Origin of the sequence: Pseudomonas poae RE*1-1-14 (assembly GCF_000336465.1) — a bacterium.
GTDB lineage: Bacteria > Pseudomonadota > Gammaproteobacteria > Pseudomonadales > Pseudomonadaceae > Aquipseudomonas > Aquipseudomonas poae.
In genome coordinates this window covers 746,313-761,007 of record NC_020209.1, presented here as the reverse complement: position 1 = coordinate 761,007, position 14,695 = coordinate 746,313, and the positions used below count along the sequence as shown (strand labels likewise).

Sequence of the window (14,695 nt, the reverse complement as noted above, 5' to 3'; positions counted from 1 at the left end):
ATGCTGCAATTCGAAAACGTTTCCACTTTCTACGGCAAGATCCAGGCCCTGCACAGCGTCAACGTGGAAGTGCGCCAGGGTGAAATCGTCACGCTGATCGGTGCCAACGGCGCGGGCAAGTCGACCCTGCTGATGACCCTGTGCGGATCGCCCCAGGCCCACAGCGGCAGCATCCGCTACCTGGGTGAAGAGCTGGTGGGTCAGGAGTCGTCGCACATCATGCGCAAGAGCATCGCGGTGGTGCCCGAAGGCCGCCGCGTGTTCTCACGCCTGACCGTCGAAGAGAACCTCGCCATGGGCGGGTTCTTCACCGACAAGGGCGACTACCAGGAACAGATGGACAAGGTGCTGCACCTGTTCCCCCGGCTCAAGGAGCGTTTCAGCCAGCGCGGCGGCACCATGTCCGGCGGCGAACAGCAAATGCTCGCCATCGGCCGCGCGCTGATGAGCAAACCCAAGCTGTTGCTGCTGGACGAACCCTCCCTGGGACTGGCGCCGATCATCATCCAGCAGATCTTCGACATCATCGAACAGCTGCGCAAGGACGGGGTGACGGTGTTTCTGGTGGAGCAGAACGCCAACCAGGCGCTGAAAATCGCCGACCGCGCCTACGTGTTGGAAAACGGCCGGGTGGTGATGCAGGGCACCGGTGAGCAGTTGCTCACCGATCCAAAAGTGCGTGAAGCGTACCTGGGCGGCTAAAACCGGCGCTGAAATGTGGGAGGGGGCGGTTCGACTTGCTCCCTCCCACATGCCTTGTGACAGGCAGTTTTTTCGAATGCCCTTGTAACGAATATCCCCCTACTGCCTCTAGTGGTGCAGGCAGGCAATCGAGCCTGCTACTTCAACCCACTGCTGGAGTCACACCATGACCACAAAACTGTCTGCCACCTCTCTTATCCTGGCTCTGAGCCTGTCCGCCCTCACCGCCCCTGCCTTTGCCGCCGACGACATGCAGAAATGCTTCGGCGTTGCTGAAGCCGGCAAGAACGATTGCAGCGCAGGCGCCGGCACAACCTGCGCCGGCACCTCCAAAACCAAGGACCAGGCCAACGCCTGGAAACTGGTCCCAGCCGGCACCTGCGGCCAACTCCCCAGCACCACATCGCCAACCGGCTTCGGCCAGGAAAAGGCCTTTACCGCCAAATCCTGATCCCCGCCAACCGAGTGCCGATGATGACGCATTTACCCCACCACAGGGTCTCACCGGCTCAGGTGCCCGGCCTCCCCTTGCGGGCCGGGCTGGGACTGAAAAGCGAGCACTTCATTGAAGTACTCGAAACCCGTCCTGACCTCGGATTTTTTGAAGTGCACGCCGAAAACTTCATGGTGGCCGGCGGGCCTTTTCATCACTACCTGGGTTTGATTCGCGAGCAGTATCCCCTGTCGCTGCATGGCGTAGGCCTGTCCATCGGCGGCGAAGGCCCGCTCAATGGCGCGCACCTGGCTCGCCTGGCCACGCTGATCGAACGCTATCAACCCCAGGCCTTTTCCGAACACCTGGCCTGGTCCAGCCATGGCCCGGTATTCCTCAATGACTTGCTGCCCCTGGCTTACGACGCCACTACCCTGAACCGGGTGTGCGCGCACATCGATCAGGTACAAAGCACGCTCAAGCGGCCAATGCTGCTGGAAAACCCGTCGACCTACCTGTTGTTCCAACGTTCCACCCTGGACGAGACCGACTTCATCAGCGAGATCATCCGCCGCACCGGTTGCGGCCTGCTGCTGGACGTCAACAATGTCTACGTGTCTTGCATCAATCACCAACGCGACCCGCTGGCTTATATCAACGCGCTCCCCCTGCATGCAGTGGGCGAGATTCATCTGGCCGGTTTTGCCGAAGACTCTGACAGCCTCGGCGACCGGCTGCTGATCGATGATCACGGCGCGCCCATCGATAACGCGGTGTGGCAGTTGTACGAGCAGGTCCTGGCGCGCACGGGCCCGGTCGCAACGTTGATCGAGCGCGATAACCAGGTACCAGCCTTCAGCGTGCTGCAGGCCGAGGCGCAACAGGCCGAACGGCACTTGTTGCAGGTGATGGCATGAGTACCCAGCACGCGTTCTGCGCGGCCCTGCTCGCTCACGAACCGAGCTGCCCCGAGGGTGTGTTCAGCAGCAACGGCGCCGACCCGGCCAGCCGTTTTGCGGTGTATCGCAATAATGTGCACAGCGCGTTGATCAATGCGCTGGCGACCAGTTACCCGGTGACGCGGCAGTTGGTCGGCGATGAATTCTTCCATGCCATGGCCGGCCTCTACGTGCAGGCATACCCGCCCGAAAGCCCGTTGCTCAGCGAGTACGGCAGCACGCTGGCCGACTTTATCCAGGCATTCGAGCCGGCCCAGAGCGTGCCCTATCTGGCGGATGTCGCGAGACTGGAGCGCCTGCGCGTGCGCGCCTATCACGCAGCTGACATCCCGGCGCTGGATCAACCACGCGTTCTCGAGCAACTGAACGGCCAGTCGCGCCTGCACCTGCACCCGTGCGTCGCCACGCTGCACTCGCCCTACGCGACCGTGACGATATGGGCCGCCCACCAGACCGAGGGCGCCATCGCCAGCGTAAACCCCTGGCAAGCGCAAGGCGCACTCGTGCTGCGCCATGGGCTGGCGGTCAAGGTCTTCGGTATCGACAGCGGTTCGGTGGCCTTTATCAACAGCCTTGGCCGAAGCGAGGCGCTTGAAACGGCCGTGGAACATGCCCTCGAAGCCTCAAGCGAATTCGACCTGCATCAATGCCTCGGGCTGCTGATCAGCCACGACGCCATCACTCATCTGGAACAGAAGGTATCGCCATGAACACGTCTGCACCCTGCCAGGTAAACCGGGCCATTGCCCTGTTCGAAAAAATCCCCTACAGCCTGCTCGCGTTCCTCGCGCGTTTCTCGATCGCGGCAGTGTTCTGGAAGTCCGGGCAAACCAAGGTCGAAGGCTTTGCCATCGACCTGATCAGCGGCACCTTCGAACTGGGCATGCCCAAACTGGCCGCTTCCACCGTACCGCTGTTTCGCAGTGAATATGCGGTGCCTCTGCTGTCGCCGGAAGTGGCCGCCTATATGGCGGCCTTTGCCGAGCACTTCTTCCCCGCATTGATTCTGGTGGGGCTAGCCACGCGCTTTTCGGCCCTGGCGCTGATCGGGATGACGCTGACCATTCAATTGTTCGTCTACCCCGACGCCTACCCCACCCACGGCACCTGGATCGCAGTGTTGTTGCTGCTGGTTGCCAAGGGCCCGGGCTGGCTCTCCATCGATCACTTGATCGCCCATCGCTGCCGTTAAAGGCGATTCAACACCTCGCCACTGCGCCTGAACCAGTCCACGAGATAATCGGCCAATACCTGGGTGCGTCGTGGCAAGCCGCCCTGGTAAGGGTGAACCAGGTACATCGGCATGCTCCGCGTCTGATAATCACGCAGGAGCCAGCGCAGTCGTCCGTCAGCCAGTTCCGTTGGCAAGGCGTAGGACGGCAGACGGGCGATACCGGCGCCGACCAGCGCGGCCTTCTTCAGCAGGTTGTAATGGTTGGAGGCAAACGTGCCGCTCACGCGCACCCGCAATAATTCGTGCTGCTGGTGGTACAGCCACTCCTCGCGGCCGCGGTAGTGGCTGTTCAGCAAACAGGTGTGGGCGGCCAGATCCGCCGGGGTCTGCGGTTCACCGTGCTGTTCGAGGTAGGCGGGGCTGGCGCAGGTCATCTCGTGCCAGGCCAGCAAGGGCCTGGCCACGAGCCGCTCATGTTCGATGTCGCCCGCGCGCACCCCCAGGTCAAACCCGTCCCGCGCCAGATCGCGGTAGCTGTTGTTAAGCTCCAACTCGACCTGCACCTGCGGGTATTGCCTGGAAAAGTCCAGCAACAGGCCGTCGAAGAAGGTTTCACCCAATGAAACCGGAACCGTCATGCGCACCGGCCCGGCCACATCGTCCTTGAGCCGCGCCAATGCCTGACGCGCGCATTCCATCTGCACCACCAACGCCTGCGCCTGGGGCAACAAGGCTACACCTGCGGCGGTGAGGCTCAGTTTGCGCGTGGTACGGTGCAGCAGCACCACATCAAACTGTGCTTCCAACTGGCTGATGCGCTTTGACAACTGCCCCTTGCTACAGCCCAGACGCGCAGCCGCCACGGTAAAACTGCCCGCTTCGATCAACACGGCAAAGGCCGCCAGATCATCCATCTCGCTCATGGATTGTTTCCAATTGAAAACCAAAGGTTGCCTATTAGCGCGTTTATCCGCCTCCAAAGCCAGCCTAGACTGAGCTTCCCAACGTTTATTTCGACTCAGAGGAACAGCGCGATGAAAATCCTATTGATAGGCGCCAGCGGCACAATCGGCTCGGCGGTCAAGGCAGAGTTAGCGCAACGCCACGAAGTGATCAGCATCGGCCGCGACAGTGGCGACTTCCAGGCTAATATCAGCGACAGCGCCTCGATCCGTCGGCTGTTTGAACAAACCGGCAAGTTCGACGCACTGATCTGCGCGGCCGGCAGCGTGAATTTTGTCGCGCTGGGCGACATGCGCGACAGCGATTTTGACCTGGGCCTGCGCGACAAATTGATGGGCCAGGTCAATCTGCTGCTGATCGGTCGTGAATACGCCAACGACGGCGCCTCGTTCACCTTCACCAGCGGCATCCTCAACCGCGACCCGATCCGCACCGGCGCCTCGGCTGCGCTGGTCAATGGCGCGCTTGATGCGTTTGTGAAAGCGGCGGCAATCGAGTTGCCACGGGGTCTGCGCATCAACTCGGTCAGCCCGACGGTATTGCTGGAAGCCATGGACAGCTACGCGCCGTATTTTCGCGGTTACAAGCCGGTCAGCGCTGCCGATGTGGCGTTGGCCTACGCCAAGAGCGTGGAAGGCTTGCAGACGGGTCAGACCTACATCGTGGGCTGAGACTCAGGGGTGTTACCTGAAAATCGAGTCATCCACTCAATTGCCAGTGCGCGGGGAGCCAAAAACCTGAGTTCTGCGCCCAACACGCTGTGAACCCTGGACGTGCTGATCTGATAACCGTCCACCTGAAGCCTCACGTATTTCTGGTAAGCCAGCAATGTGGTGGACCTTGCCCGTGCACTGGCGTCGGGACTCAACGTGACAGTCACTTCCACATTGGCCGGATCAGGGCCTCCGGCCTTTTTAAGCTGGAGCGAAACGTCCGTGAAATCCGTCACTGAAGAAAAGACAAGCCGCGCGGGCTCATCCGCCCCGGCGACACTTGCCCAAAGCAGAACAATACCGAGGCTCAATTTGATGTTCATTGCCGTATCCGCTTCAAAAAAGATGCCGACGCTCCCACGATTTTCTAACTCTAGACGATAGGACGCGTCCGAATCCTCCATGCGCCATTTCCCATAGGGTGTGCCGCACTTGTGATGCACCGCCAGTCTGCGTAACGTGGCGGCACTTGTCAGGAGACCCGAAAATGCGTGCCGCCCGTACCCTTGCTCTGTGTGCCTTGCTTCCCCTGTTCGCTGCCTGCCAGATGTTCGAGAGAGAGCCTGCCAAACCGTCCACCGTCGGGATGACCCGTATGCAAGGCGAACTCACGGCGGTGGGCGGCAAGCTGTTGTTCCAGCCATGTCGCGACCAGCGTAACTACATGGTCAAGGACACCGGCGGCACCAGCATCCTGCAGGAGGCCGCGTCGCTCGCCGGCCAGCAAGGCGCCCTGTTTGCCGACTTGCGTGGCAAATTTTCCGGGGTGGCCACCGGCACTCAGGGCGAGGTCGAGCTGCAACAGCTGTACCGCGTCGAGCGTTCAACCTCGGCCTGCGATGACCCTGATTTCAAGCGCATGATCCTGCGCGCCAATGGCCACAAGCCGGCCTGGGCACTCAACGTCACCGCCAAGGGCATGGTGCTGGAACGCGAAGGCCAGCCGCCGCTGCCGGTGCCCTATGTTGAAGAGCAACTGGGTGATGGCCGTTTCAACCTGATGACCGAGGCCAATAACCAGCACATCGAATTGTGGGTGGCCCCGCAACGCTGCGTCGACCCGGTCAGCGGCAGCCTGCAACACATGACCGCCGAATTGCGGATCAACGGTCAAGTCCAGCGTGGCTGCGCCGCTTTCGGTGGTTCGCGGGACGACTGATTGGCCCCTGCGCTGTTTTAGCATGACGGGAAACCGTGGTTGGGGCTTATAATCGCCGGTTTGCAAAACAGCCGGCCTGTTTGCCCGCCGCCTACCGGATCCTGTCATGTTACGAATCACCGAACTCAAGCTGCCCATCGACCATCCCGAAGAAGACCTGCGGCCCGCCATCGTGCAGCGCCTGGGGATTGCCAGTGATGACCTGCTCGATTTCACCCTGTTCAAGCGCAGCTACGATGCCCGCAAGAAAACCTCGGAGCTGTGCTTCATCTACACCATCGACCTGAACGTGGTGGGCGAAGCCGCCCTGCTGCTCAAGTTTGCCGATGACCGCAACGTCAACCCGGCACCGGACATCAGCTACAAGGTGGTGGGCCAGGCGCCGCAGGGTTTGACCGAGCGGCCGGTTGTGGTCGGCTTTGGCCCGTGCGGCATTTTTGCCGGTCTGTTGCTGGCGCAGATGGGCTTCAAGCCGATCATCCTCGAGCGCGGCAAGGAAGTGCGCCAGCGCACCAAGGACACCTGGGGCCTGTGGCGCAAAAACGTGCTCAACCCCGAGTCCAACGTGCAGTTTGGCGAAGGCGGCGCTGGCACCTTTTCCGACGGCAAGCTCTACAGCCAGATCAAGGACCCGAAATTCCTCGGCCGCAAGGTTCTGCACGAATTCGTCAAGGCCGGCGCTCCGGAAGAAATCCTGTACGTCAGCAAACCGCATATCGGCACCTTTCGCCTGACCGGCGTGGTGGAAAACATGCGCCAGCAGATCATTGCGCTGGGCGGTGAAGTGCGTTTCGAGCAGCGCGTGACCGACGTGCTGATCGACGACGGTCAGTTGCACGGCGTGGTCATTGACGGCGGCGAGCAGATCCTCTCAAAGCATGTGATCCTCGCCCTGGGCCACAGCGCCCGCGACACGTTCCGCATGCTGCATGGCCGTGGCGTGTTCATGGAAGCCAAGCCGTTCTCTGTGGGCTTTCGGATCGAACACCCGCAATCGCTGATCGATGCCGCGCGCCTGGGCAAGTACGCCGGGCACCCGAAACTCGGTGCCGCCGACTACAAGCTGGTGTACCACGCCAAAAACGGCCGTTCGGTCTACAGCTTCTGCATGTGCCCAGGTGGCACGGTGGTTGCGGCCACTTCCGAGCCCAATCGCGTGGTCACCAACGGCATGAGCCAATACTCGCGTAACGAGCGCAACGCCAACTCCGGCATTGTGGTCGGCATCACGCCGGACGTGGATTACCCGGGTGGCCCGCTGGCGGGCATCGAGTTGCAGGAGCGCCTGGAATCCCATGCCTATGTGCTCGGCGGCAGCAACTACGAAGCACCGGCGCAATTGGTGGGCGACTTCATCGCGGGCAGACCGTCTACCGCCATCGGCAGCGTGGAACCGTCCTACAAACCCGGCGTATCGCTGGGCGATCTGGCCCTGGCCCTGCCTGAGTTTGCCATCGAGGCCATTCGCGAAGCGTTGCCGGCGTTTGAAAAGCAGATCAAGGGCTATTCGCTGCACGATGCCGTGCTGACCGGGATCGAAACGCGCACCTCTTCGCCACTGCGCATTACCCGTGACGATTCGCTGCAAAGCCTGAATGTGAAAGGCCTGTTCCCTGCCGGCGAAGGTGCCGGTTATGCCGGCGGCATCCTGTCGGCGGGCGTTGACGGGATTCGGATTGCCGAGGCGCTGGCGCGGGATATCTTGGGTATCGAGGCCTGACTGTGTTGTGGTGAGCGGGCTTGTTGTGGCAGGCGGGCTTGCTGTGGCGAGCGGGCTTGCCCCGCGTTGGGGTGCGAAGCGCCCCCAATCCAGCAAAACGCTGTGTACCTGATACGGCTCAGCGCCTGGTTTGGGGCTGCTGCGCACCCCAACGCAGGGCAAGCCTGCTCGCCACAACAAGCGCGCTCGCCACAGGGATGTAGTTGCCTGCGCAGATTGTGGGATGGTGTCAGACATTGGCGCGCCGAATGCTGTCCGGTAACGGCTCGCCCTGTTCCACACTGGCCGCCACCATCGCGATCAGACCTTCCAGCGCATACCCCTGGGCCGCCAACCAAGTCTCGTCGTAATAGGTTGTGGCGTAACGCTCGCCACCATCACATAAAATAGCCACGATCGAGCCCGACTCTCCCGCCGCTTTCATCTGCTGCGCGGCCATCAGTGCGCCAACCAGGTTAGTCCCGCTGGACCCGCCCACGCGGCGCCCAAGCCGCCCCGCCAGGTAGTGCATGGCCGCCAGCGACAGCGCGTCTGGCACCTTGACCATCGCATCAATCACGTTGGGCAGAAACGACGCTTCGACCCTTGGCCGGCCGATGCCTTCGATCCGTGAACCGCAGTCCAGGCGCAAGCCCGCATCGCCGCTCAGGTAATAGTCGAAAAATACTGAACGCTCGGCATCGGCGCACAACACCCGGGTGCAATGCTGGCGATAACGCACGTAACGCCCCAGGGTCGCGGTGGTGCCACCGGTGCCGGGGCTGGAAATCAACCAGCTCGGCTCCGGGTGTTGCTCAAAGCGCATCTGCTGGAAAATCGATTCGGCGATGTTGTTGTTGGCACGCCAGTCGGTAGCCCGCTCGGCGAAAGTGAACTGGTCCATGAAGTGCCCGCCGCTTTCCTGCGCCAGCCGTTCGGACTCGGTATAGATCTGCATCGGATCGTCTACCAGATGGCTCTGGCCACCATAAAAGGCAATCTGGGCAATCTTTTCCCGCGATGTTGTGCTGGGCATCACCGCAATAAACGGCAGCCCGAGCAGGCGCGCAAAATAGGCCTCCGACACTGCGGTCGAACCGCTGGACGCCTCGATCACCGGGGCGCCAGGCTTGAGCCAGCCGTTGCACAGCGCATACAGAAACAGTGAACGCGCCAGCCGGTGTTTGAGGCTGCCCGTGGGGTGGCTGGACTCATCCTTGAAGTACAACTCGATACCCGGCAGGCCAGGTAATGGCAGAGGGATCAGGTGCGTGTCGGCGCTGCGCTGGAAGTCCGCTTCAATGATACGAATAGCTTCGCGGGCCCAGGTACGGTTGTCGCTCATCAGGAGACTCTCACAGGATGTCAGCCTTGATATTAGGGGGTTTCCTACGTATCACACAGATACAGTGACGACTCAATTGGACACACAATTGCTAGGCTCAAGTGCGAGCCTGACTTAGCCCCTCGCTTATAACAAATAAGAATATAACTTTTGTTTTAACAACTAACGGTACGGGTTAGGGTAGCCGCCTATTGACTCTGGATTGGAGAGCCTCCCCTTGCCTCTGCGTAGCTCGTTTACCCGTTTCTTCCAGTTGGAAGCCGCCAGCGGCCTGTTGCTGATCGCGGCCGCCGCGTTGGCGTTGATTGTCAACAACTCACCGTTGTCGCACCTGTACACCGCGTTTCTCGATGTACCGGTGGTGGCGCAGATCGGTGCGCTGAAAATCGCCAAACCGGCCCTGTTGTGGATCAACGACGGCCTGATGGCGCTGTTCTTTTTGCTGATCGGGCTGGAGGTCAAGCGCGAACTGCTTGATGGCCACCTATCCAAACCGTCCCAAGTGGTGCTGCCGGGTGCAGCCGCCATTGGCGGCATGGTGGTGCCGGCGATGATCTACTGGGCGATCAACAAGGACTACCCCGCCGCGCTTTCCGGCTGGGCGATCCCCATGGCCACCGACATTGCCTTCGCACTGGGCGTGCTGGCGCTGCTGGGCAAGCGCGTGCCGGTGTCGCTGAAACTGTTTCTGATGACCCTGGCCATCATCGATGACCTGGGGGCAATTATCGTCATCGCATTGTTCTATTCGGCCGAGCTGTCCAGCGCTGCCCTGGCCGGTGCGGCCGCCTGCCTCGTGGCCCTGATCGCGATGAATCGGCTGGGCGTAGTCAAGCTTGCGCCTTACCTGATCATCGGTTTGATCCTGTGGATCTGTGTGCTCAAGAGCGGCGTGCACGCCACACTGGCGGGCGTGACCCTGGCGTTCTGCATCCCGATGCGCACCCGGAACGCCGAACCCTCACCGCTGCTCACCCTCGAACACGCCCTGCACCCCTGGGTGGCCTACGGCATACTGCCGCTGTTCGCGTTCGCCAACGCCGGCGTATCCCTCACCGGCGTGAGCCTGGAAAGCTTCACCCACCACGTCCCCATGGGCATCGCGGCCGGCTTGCTGATCGGCAAGACTGTCGGCGTCTTCGGCCTCACCTGGCTGGCCATCAAGACCGGCATCGCCGCCCTGCCCGCCGGTGCCAACTGGGGCCAGGTCTTTGGCGTGGCGATCCTGTGCGGCATCGGCTTCACCATGAGCCTCTTTGTCGGCTCTCTGGCATTTGTACCGGGCGCGAGCGAGTTTGCCGGGGAGGATCGAATGGGGATCCTCACCGGGTCAATACTGGCCGCGTGTATTGGTTATGGCGTGACGGCGCTGGCAAGTCGCAAGAAGGCCTGACCCTTATTAGCAGGAGCCGGTGAGCCGGCTCCTGCTTCATCCAATGCCTTCTTCTTTCGCAGTTCCTTCCTTGCATCCACCCTCCTCGGCTTGCTCTAACGTCAGCACCCGGCCTCTACGCCGGATCTCGTTAAGCACCGCGCCAGGAGGGCACAATGGCAAGCAACAAGGACGTAGTTCAAGTCTGGCGATCCTACGGCACCGGGACCGGCGGGTATCGACGACTTGAGCCCATGAGTGAAGCTCAGTTAGCGGCCCGGACGGCCATCCAGCAACGCGCTCATGGAGAAATGATCGACCGGCAGATTGCTGAAGAAGCGTATTTTCGGGTGAAGCCACCACCGCCTCAGGCCCCCAAGGTGGGTTGCGTATTTGCCAAGTCATGCAACTTGCCGGACGCACTCATCGATTACCACGATCCGACCGGTTATGTGCCTCTGGATCAACTCAAGGATTACGGCGGGTACGTGCTGCTGGGAGCGCTGGAAGCTGACGCCACTGGCCGTTTGCCCTTGCGAAAAGTCAGCGGCGCGGCAATACCTGCCGGGCTGGGGGCATTGGCACTAGGCGGCACCGCACATATGGGTATATCCGCCGACCGAAAAAGCCGCGACGATTATTGTCGACCCGATTTACCCGCCTGAGTACAGGGACTTCATTCTCGTCTTCCCCGCCGACTCCGGGGTCAGGCCCCTGTATATCGTCGTAAGCTGGAAGTATGAGGACGCGCCTTATCACAGCAAGAAGGGAAACTCAGTTAAAAGTAAAAGGCCTGAAAACGGATTGGATTCACTCAATGAGTCGATAGAAGTAAATCCACCCAACTCGCGTAGACGTATAGCAATTGATCCCCACACCAAGGAGTTTGTGGTGATAGATCGCACAGCTGAAGGCTCCTATCACGCGCACGTAAGGCCTTGGAGTGGCTTACGGCAAGAGATGAAAAACGCCTTAATCAAAGCCGGAAAGACCAACCGCAAGGGAAAAATATTGGGAGATACCAAATGACTATGCGATACCACGACCCATTATTGGATCACGATGAAGCAGTACGTTATTTAGCAACGACAGATAGAAGCAAGGTAACAGAGGCATTAATCTCAATTGGGCTGAATGAAATGGACGGCGCGTGGGCACAAAACACATGCCTTCAGTTTATCGGGCACCCTGACGATGACATCGCAGCAGCAGCTATCGTAGCTATAGGTCACATCGCACGTCGATTCGGAGAGATAGATATGACGAAAATCATCCCGGCGTTCGAACAAGCAAGAAGAAGGGGCACCGCCTTATCCGCATCCGTGAATGATGCGATGGATGACATAGAGATGTTTACCTGACGCCCGAAAATAAACGCCGCGAAAAGCATCAGAAACGAAAAAACCCCAACCGGTCACCCGGTTGGGGTTTATGTTTCCACGACCTGCGTTTAGCGCGTAACGCGGCTGGTGCCATCAACCGTCATGATGCGCACGCGGTCACCGATGCGGAAGATTTCATTTTCCTGCACGGCCTGTACATAAGCGCGGGTGCTGCCGTCGTCTTCGCGAACGGTAATTTCCACGCCCTGGGTGCGGGTCAGGCCTTCTTCGGTGGCCGAACCCAGCAGGCCGCCGGCGACGGCGCCGATGACGGCGGTGACAATGCTGCCACGGCCACCACCGATGGCGCTGCCGCCCACGCCGCCAATGACTGCGCCTGCAGCGCCGCCGATTGGGGTTTTGGTGCCTTCGATTTTCACCGGACGCAGGGATTCGATGGTGCCCATGCGAACGGTCTGCACACGACGTGCTTCGTCACGGGAGTACGAGTCGCCGGTCAGACTCGAGGCGCAGCCACCCAGCAATAAGGACAGGGTGGTAAAGCAGGCAACCAGTAAAACGGACTTACGCATAGCATCAACTCCAAAGGACAGGTATTCATTAGACGCTGCCACTTGCCGCCTGTCACGGCACGAACGGCAGAAAATTGCTTTCATTCAGCCAGAGTACAGACTGCCATCACCCGAAAACTCGACGAACGGTTTTCCGCTCCCAACGGATCACACTGCAACAGCGCTCTCCACCAGTGTAGTCGCATAGCCGAAAACGCCCGCAGTCCGTTGAGTCAAGACTCCAACGCAGCAGGCATCATTCAAGTGACATGACGAAAGGTGAAACTCAGGGCGCAAGGCGCTCGCGTGTCCAGTCTGTGCCCTGCAGGCGGTAGTTAAGCCGATCATGCAGGCGGCTGGAGCGGCCTTGCCAGAACTCGATGCGCTCCGGCAGCAAGCGATAGCCTCCCCAGTGCTCGGGGCAGTGGGGTTGTGTATCGCTGAAGCGCTGTTCGGTAGCCTTGAGCAGTTCCTGCAGTTCTTCACGGTCACGAATGACCTTGCTCTGCGGAGACGCCCAGGCACCCAGCCGGCTGCCAAGGGGGCGGACCTCATAATAGGCATCCGACTCTTCGGGAGTGACCTTGACCACCCGCCCCTCGATGCGCACCTGGCGCTCCAGGGTCGGCCAGAAAAAGGTCATGGCGGCGAACGGACGCGCCGCAAGCTGCTCGCCCTTGGCACTCTGATAGTTGGTGAAGAAGGTAAAGCCCTGTGCATCCAGGCCCTTGAGCAACAGAATGCGGCAATGCGGGCGACCGTCCTGGTCGACCGTGGCCAGCGTCATGGCATTGGCCTCGACCGGTGCCTGCTCGGTGCTCACCGCATCGGCAAACCACTGGCGGAACAAGGCAAACGGTTCGCTCGGGGCCTGAGCCTCATTCAAACCGTCCCGTGTGTAATCACGGCGCATATCGGCCAGTGCCTGGGTCATGCGGCTTTATCCTTCTGGTTCAACGACTCAGTTTTTCGCCTGATCAGCCGCAGCGGGCGCATCGGTCTTGGCCTTGGCCGGAGCAGCTTTCTTCGCAGCCGGTTTGGCCGGGGCCTTTTTGGCGGCTGGCTTGGCGGCGGCTTTTTTGGTTGCAGCCTTTTTCGCCGGAGCCTTGGCCGCAGCTTTTGCAGCCGGTACCGGTGCCGGTGCAGGCACATTCTGCACGGCAACCATTTCCACAGGCGGGGTCTTGCCCGAGTTGTACTTGCTCAGCAGTGCCAACATGGTTGTACGCTGCGTGAACATGATTTCCATGCGACGGTTCAGCGCACGGCCCTGGTTGCTGTCGTTGGCAGCACGCGGCATCAGGTCGCCCATGCCGCGCAGCATCAGGCGGTCCTGCTTAAGGCCGCTGAGGCTGAAGATCGACGCGATGGACTGTGCACGTTCCTTGGTCAGTGCCTGGCTCGCCGGGGCAGTGCCGGTGGCATCAACGTGACCGAGCACCAGTACGGCGGTTTTTGGGTCGGATTCAACGGCCTTGGCCACCCGAGTGAACGGGCCCAGAGTCACCGGCAGCAACATGGCCGGACGCTTGGGGTTGTAGGAGCCGTCAACCGGGGCAATCACCACCAGTACATTGTCGCGACGTTCCAGCTGCAGGTTGCTGTCCTTGATCGCTTCACGCAGGCGTGGCTCATAGTCGTCCAGCCAGGCCTGGGTAATTTTCGGGTCAGGCATCTGCACATTGCTGACGTCGACCTTGGCCAATGGCTTTGGCTTGCTTTCGAACGGCCACCACCAGTGGGTTTCGGTGTCGGTCTTGGCGACGGCAGGCGCAGCGTCCGAAGCCGGGGTGGCGGCTTTGACGTCGGCTTTCAGATCAGCCTTGTCGGCAGCGGCCTTGTCGTCGGCGCGCTTTGAGCCGAATGGCCACCAGTTGAAGCCGCTGTCGGCTTTAGCCGCTGGCGCAGGGGCGGCAGCGGTGGCAGGTGCCGGTGCGGCAGCAGCGGCAGCAGCCGCAGCGGCTGGCTTGGCGCCCGCAGCTGGCTTGGCGTCCGGCTTGGCGTCGGTTTGGGTCACTGCGTCCATGGTAGCAGCCTTGTCAGATCCAAATGACCACCAGTGCCCTCCTTCGGCATCATTTTGTGGCGTTTGCGCGCAACCTGTAATAGTGAGGCACAGCGCCAGTGCCAAGGACTTGTTCGATAACATGAGATATCCACACAATGAGAAAAACCGAGGGTCAGGCTGACCCGTTAAACCGACGCATACAGAACATTGAAATTACATTATTCCGTCAGCGTCTTCTTATAGTCGCATTTGTAACAAAAAATTGTGAAACGGC

Annotated in this window: 16 protein-coding genes and 1 pseudogene; 11 read left to right on the top strand and 6 right to left on the bottom strand. The window is 60.6% G+C overall.

From position 1 onward, the window contains the following. The 5 genes from H045_RS03480 (at position 1) to H045_RS03460 (ending at position 3,286) form a co-directional block, all read left to right on the top strand. The gene (locus H045_RS03480) at positions 1–702 is read left to right on the top strand and encodes an ABC transporter ATP-binding protein (RefSeq protein ID WP_003231107.1); all 702 of its coding nucleotides are present in this window, start codon (positions 1–3) and stop codon (positions 700–702) included. A 166-nt stretch (positions 703–868) separates the two neighbouring features. After that, a complete protein-coding gene (gene bufA1, locus H045_RS03475; protein WP_003231109.1) occupies positions 869–1,153 on the top strand; it encodes a BufA1 family periplasmic bufferin-type metallophore in 285 nt (94 codons plus the stop codon). 20 nt (positions 1,154–1,173) lie between these two features. Beyond that, a complete protein-coding gene (bufB, locus tag H045_RS03470) occupies positions 1,174–2,052 on the top strand; it encodes an MNIO family bufferin maturase (protein WP_032869888.1) in 879 nt (292 codons plus the stop codon). After that, positions 2,049–2,804, top strand: a complete 756-nt coding sequence (locus H045_RS03465) for an HvfC/BufC N-terminal domain-containing protein (RefSeq protein ID WP_015371442.1) — start codon at positions 2,049–2,051, stop codon at positions 2,802–2,804. The genes bufB and H045_RS03465 overlap by 4 nt, the downstream gene beginning before the upstream one ends. Further along, the gene (locus H045_RS03460) at positions 2,801–3,286 is read left to right on the top strand and encodes a DoxX family protein (RefSeq protein WP_015371441.1); all 486 of its coding nucleotides are present in this window, start codon (positions 2,801–2,803) and stop codon (positions 3,284–3,286) included. Before H045_RS03465 ends, H045_RS03460 begins: the two co-directional genes overlap by 4 nt. Here the strand turns inward: H045_RS03460 and H045_RS03455 are convergent. Next, entirely contained in the window at positions 3,283–4,191 is a 909-nt protein-coding gene (locus H045_RS03455; RefSeq protein WP_003231117.1) for a LysR family transcriptional regulator, read from the bottom strand. The two genes, H045_RS03460 and H045_RS03455, sit on opposite strands and share 4 nt — an antisense overlap. A 111-nt stretch (positions 4,192–4,302) precedes the next feature. Between H045_RS03455 and H045_RS03450 the strand changes: the two genes are divergently transcribed. Next, positions 4,303–4,902 (top strand): short chain dehydrogenase, encoded by a 600-nt coding sequence (locus H045_RS03450; RefSeq protein ID WP_015371440.1) that lies wholly within the window; start codon positions 4,303–4,305, stop codon positions 4,900–4,902. Here H045_RS03450 and H045_RS03445 read toward each other — a convergent pair. Further along, positions 4,887–5,348: a hypothetical protein gene (locus tag H045_RS03445; RefSeq protein WP_015371439.1), complete on the bottom strand. Its 462-nt coding sequence runs from the start codon at positions 5,346–5,348 to the stop codon at positions 4,887–4,889. The two genes, H045_RS03450 and H045_RS03445, sit on opposite strands and share 16 nt — an antisense overlap. Positions 5,349–5,431: 83 nt before the next feature. Here H045_RS03445 and H045_RS03440 point away from each other — a divergent pair, with 83 nt between their 5' ends. Continuing rightward, positions 5,432–6,103 (top strand): COG3650 family protein, encoded by a 672-nt coding sequence (locus H045_RS03440; protein WP_015371438.1) that lies wholly within the window; start codon positions 5,432–5,434, stop codon positions 6,101–6,103. A 106-nt stretch (positions 6,104–6,209) separates the two neighbouring features. Beyond that, complete coding sequence (locus H045_RS03435) at positions 6,210–7,823, top strand: NAD(P)/FAD-dependent oxidoreductase (protein WP_015371437.1); 1,614 nt, start codon at positions 6,210–6,212, stop codon at positions 7,821–7,823. A 229-nt stretch (positions 7,824–8,052) separates the two neighbouring features. On the opposite strand, the gene H045_RS03430 is transcribed toward H045_RS03435, so the two are convergent. After that, positions 8,053–9,147 (bottom strand): PLP-dependent cysteine synthase family protein, encoded by a 1,095-nt coding sequence (locus H045_RS03430; RefSeq protein WP_015371436.1) that lies wholly within the window; start codon positions 9,145–9,147, stop codon positions 8,053–8,055. Between the two features lie 217 nt (positions 9,148–9,364). On the opposite strand from H045_RS03430, the gene nhaA reads away from it, so the two are divergent. From nhaA to H045_RS03415, 3 genes and pseudogenes are all read left to right on the top strand, one after another. Continuing rightward, on the top strand, positions 9,365–10,540 hold the full coding sequence (nhaA, locus tag H045_RS03425) for a Na+/H+ antiporter NhaA (protein ID WP_015371435.1): 1,176 nt from the start codon (positions 9,365–9,367) through the stop codon (positions 10,538–10,540). Between the two features lie 155 nt (positions 10,541–10,695). Then, positions 10,696–11,548, top strand: a pseudogene (locus H045_RS24305) (S-type pyocin domain-containing protein). After that, positions 11,545–11,880: a hypothetical protein gene (locus H045_RS03415; protein ID WP_015371433.1), complete on the top strand. Its 336-nt coding sequence runs from the start codon at positions 11,545–11,547 to the stop codon at positions 11,878–11,880. Before H045_RS24305 ends, H045_RS03415 begins: the two are co-directional and overlap by 4 nt. Positions 11,881–11,969: 89 nt before the next feature. Here the strand turns inward: H045_RS03415 and H045_RS03410 are convergent, their stop codons facing one another. The 3 genes from H045_RS03410 to H045_RS03400 form a co-directional block, all read right to left on the bottom strand. Next, a complete protein-coding gene (locus tag H045_RS03410; RefSeq protein WP_003231137.1) occupies positions 11,970–12,434 on the bottom strand; it encodes an outer membrane lipoprotein in 465 nt (154 codons plus the stop codon). Between the two features lie 265 nt (positions 12,435–12,699). Next, complete coding sequence (gene pdxH / locus H045_RS03405; protein WP_015371432.1) at positions 12,700–13,347, bottom strand: pyridoxamine 5'-phosphate oxidase; 648 nt, start codon at positions 13,345–13,347, stop codon at positions 12,700–12,702. A gap of 27 nt (positions 13,348–13,374) precedes the next feature. Next, a complete protein-coding gene (locus tag H045_RS03400) occupies positions 13,375–14,562 on the bottom strand; it encodes an OmpA family protein (RefSeq protein WP_041931430.1) in 1,188 nt (395 codons plus the stop codon). Between the last annotated feature and the right edge of the window lie 133 nt (positions 14,563–14,695).

Bases quoted from the DNA above. Each gene is read 5' to 3' on its own strand.
- H045_RS03480 (WP_003231107.1), top strand. From the start codon at position 1: ATGCTGCAATTCGAAAACGTTTCCACTTTCTACGGCAAGATCCAGGCC.
- bufA1 (WP_003231109.1), top strand. From the start codon at position 869: ATGACCACAAAACTGTCTGCCACCTCTCTTATCCTGGCTCTGAGCCTG.
- bufB (WP_032869888.1), top strand. From the start codon at position 1,174: ATGATGACGCATTTACCCCACCACAGGGTCTCACCGGCTCAGGTGCCC.
- H045_RS03465 (WP_015371442.1), top strand. From the start codon at position 2,049: ATGAGTACCCAGCACGCGTTCTGCGCGGCCCTGCTCGCTCACGAACCG.
- H045_RS03460 (WP_015371441.1), top strand. From the start codon at position 2,801: ATGAACACGTCTGCACCCTGCCAGGTAAACCGGGCCATTGCCCTGTTC.
- H045_RS03455 (WP_003231117.1), bottom strand. From the start codon at position 4,191: ATGAGCGAGATGGATGATCTGGCGGCCTTTGCCGTGTTGATCGAAGCG.
- H045_RS03450 (WP_015371440.1), top strand. From the start codon at position 4,303: ATGAAAATCCTATTGATAGGCGCCAGCGGCACAATCGGCTCGGCGGTC.
- H045_RS03445 (WP_015371439.1), bottom strand. From the start codon at position 5,348: ATGGAGGATTCGGACGCGTCCTATCGTCTAGAGTTAGAAAATCGTGGG.
- H045_RS03440 (WP_015371438.1), top strand. From the start codon at position 5,432: ATGCGTGCCGCCCGTACCCTTGCTCTGTGTGCCTTGCTTCCCCTGTTC.
- H045_RS03435 (WP_015371437.1), top strand. From the start codon at position 6,210: ATGTTACGAATCACCGAACTCAAGCTGCCCATCGACCATCCCGAAGAA.
- H045_RS03430 (WP_015371436.1), bottom strand. From the start codon at position 9,147: ATGAGCGACAACCGTACCTGGGCCCGCGAAGCTATTCGTATCATTGAA.
- H045_RS03415 (WP_015371433.1), top strand. From the start codon at position 11,545: ATGACTATGCGATACCACGACCCATTATTGGATCACGATGAAGCAGTA.
- H045_RS03410 (WP_003231137.1), bottom strand. From the start codon at position 12,434: ATGCGTAAGTCCGTTTTACTGGTTGCCTGCTTTACCACCCTGTCCTTA.
- pdxH (WP_015371432.1), bottom strand. From the start codon at position 13,347: ATGACCCAGGCACTGGCCGATATGCGCCGTGATTACACACGGGACGGT.
- H045_RS03400 (WP_041931430.1), bottom strand. From the start codon at position 14,562: ATGTTATCGAACAAGTCCTTGGCACTGGCGCTGTGCCTCACTATTACA.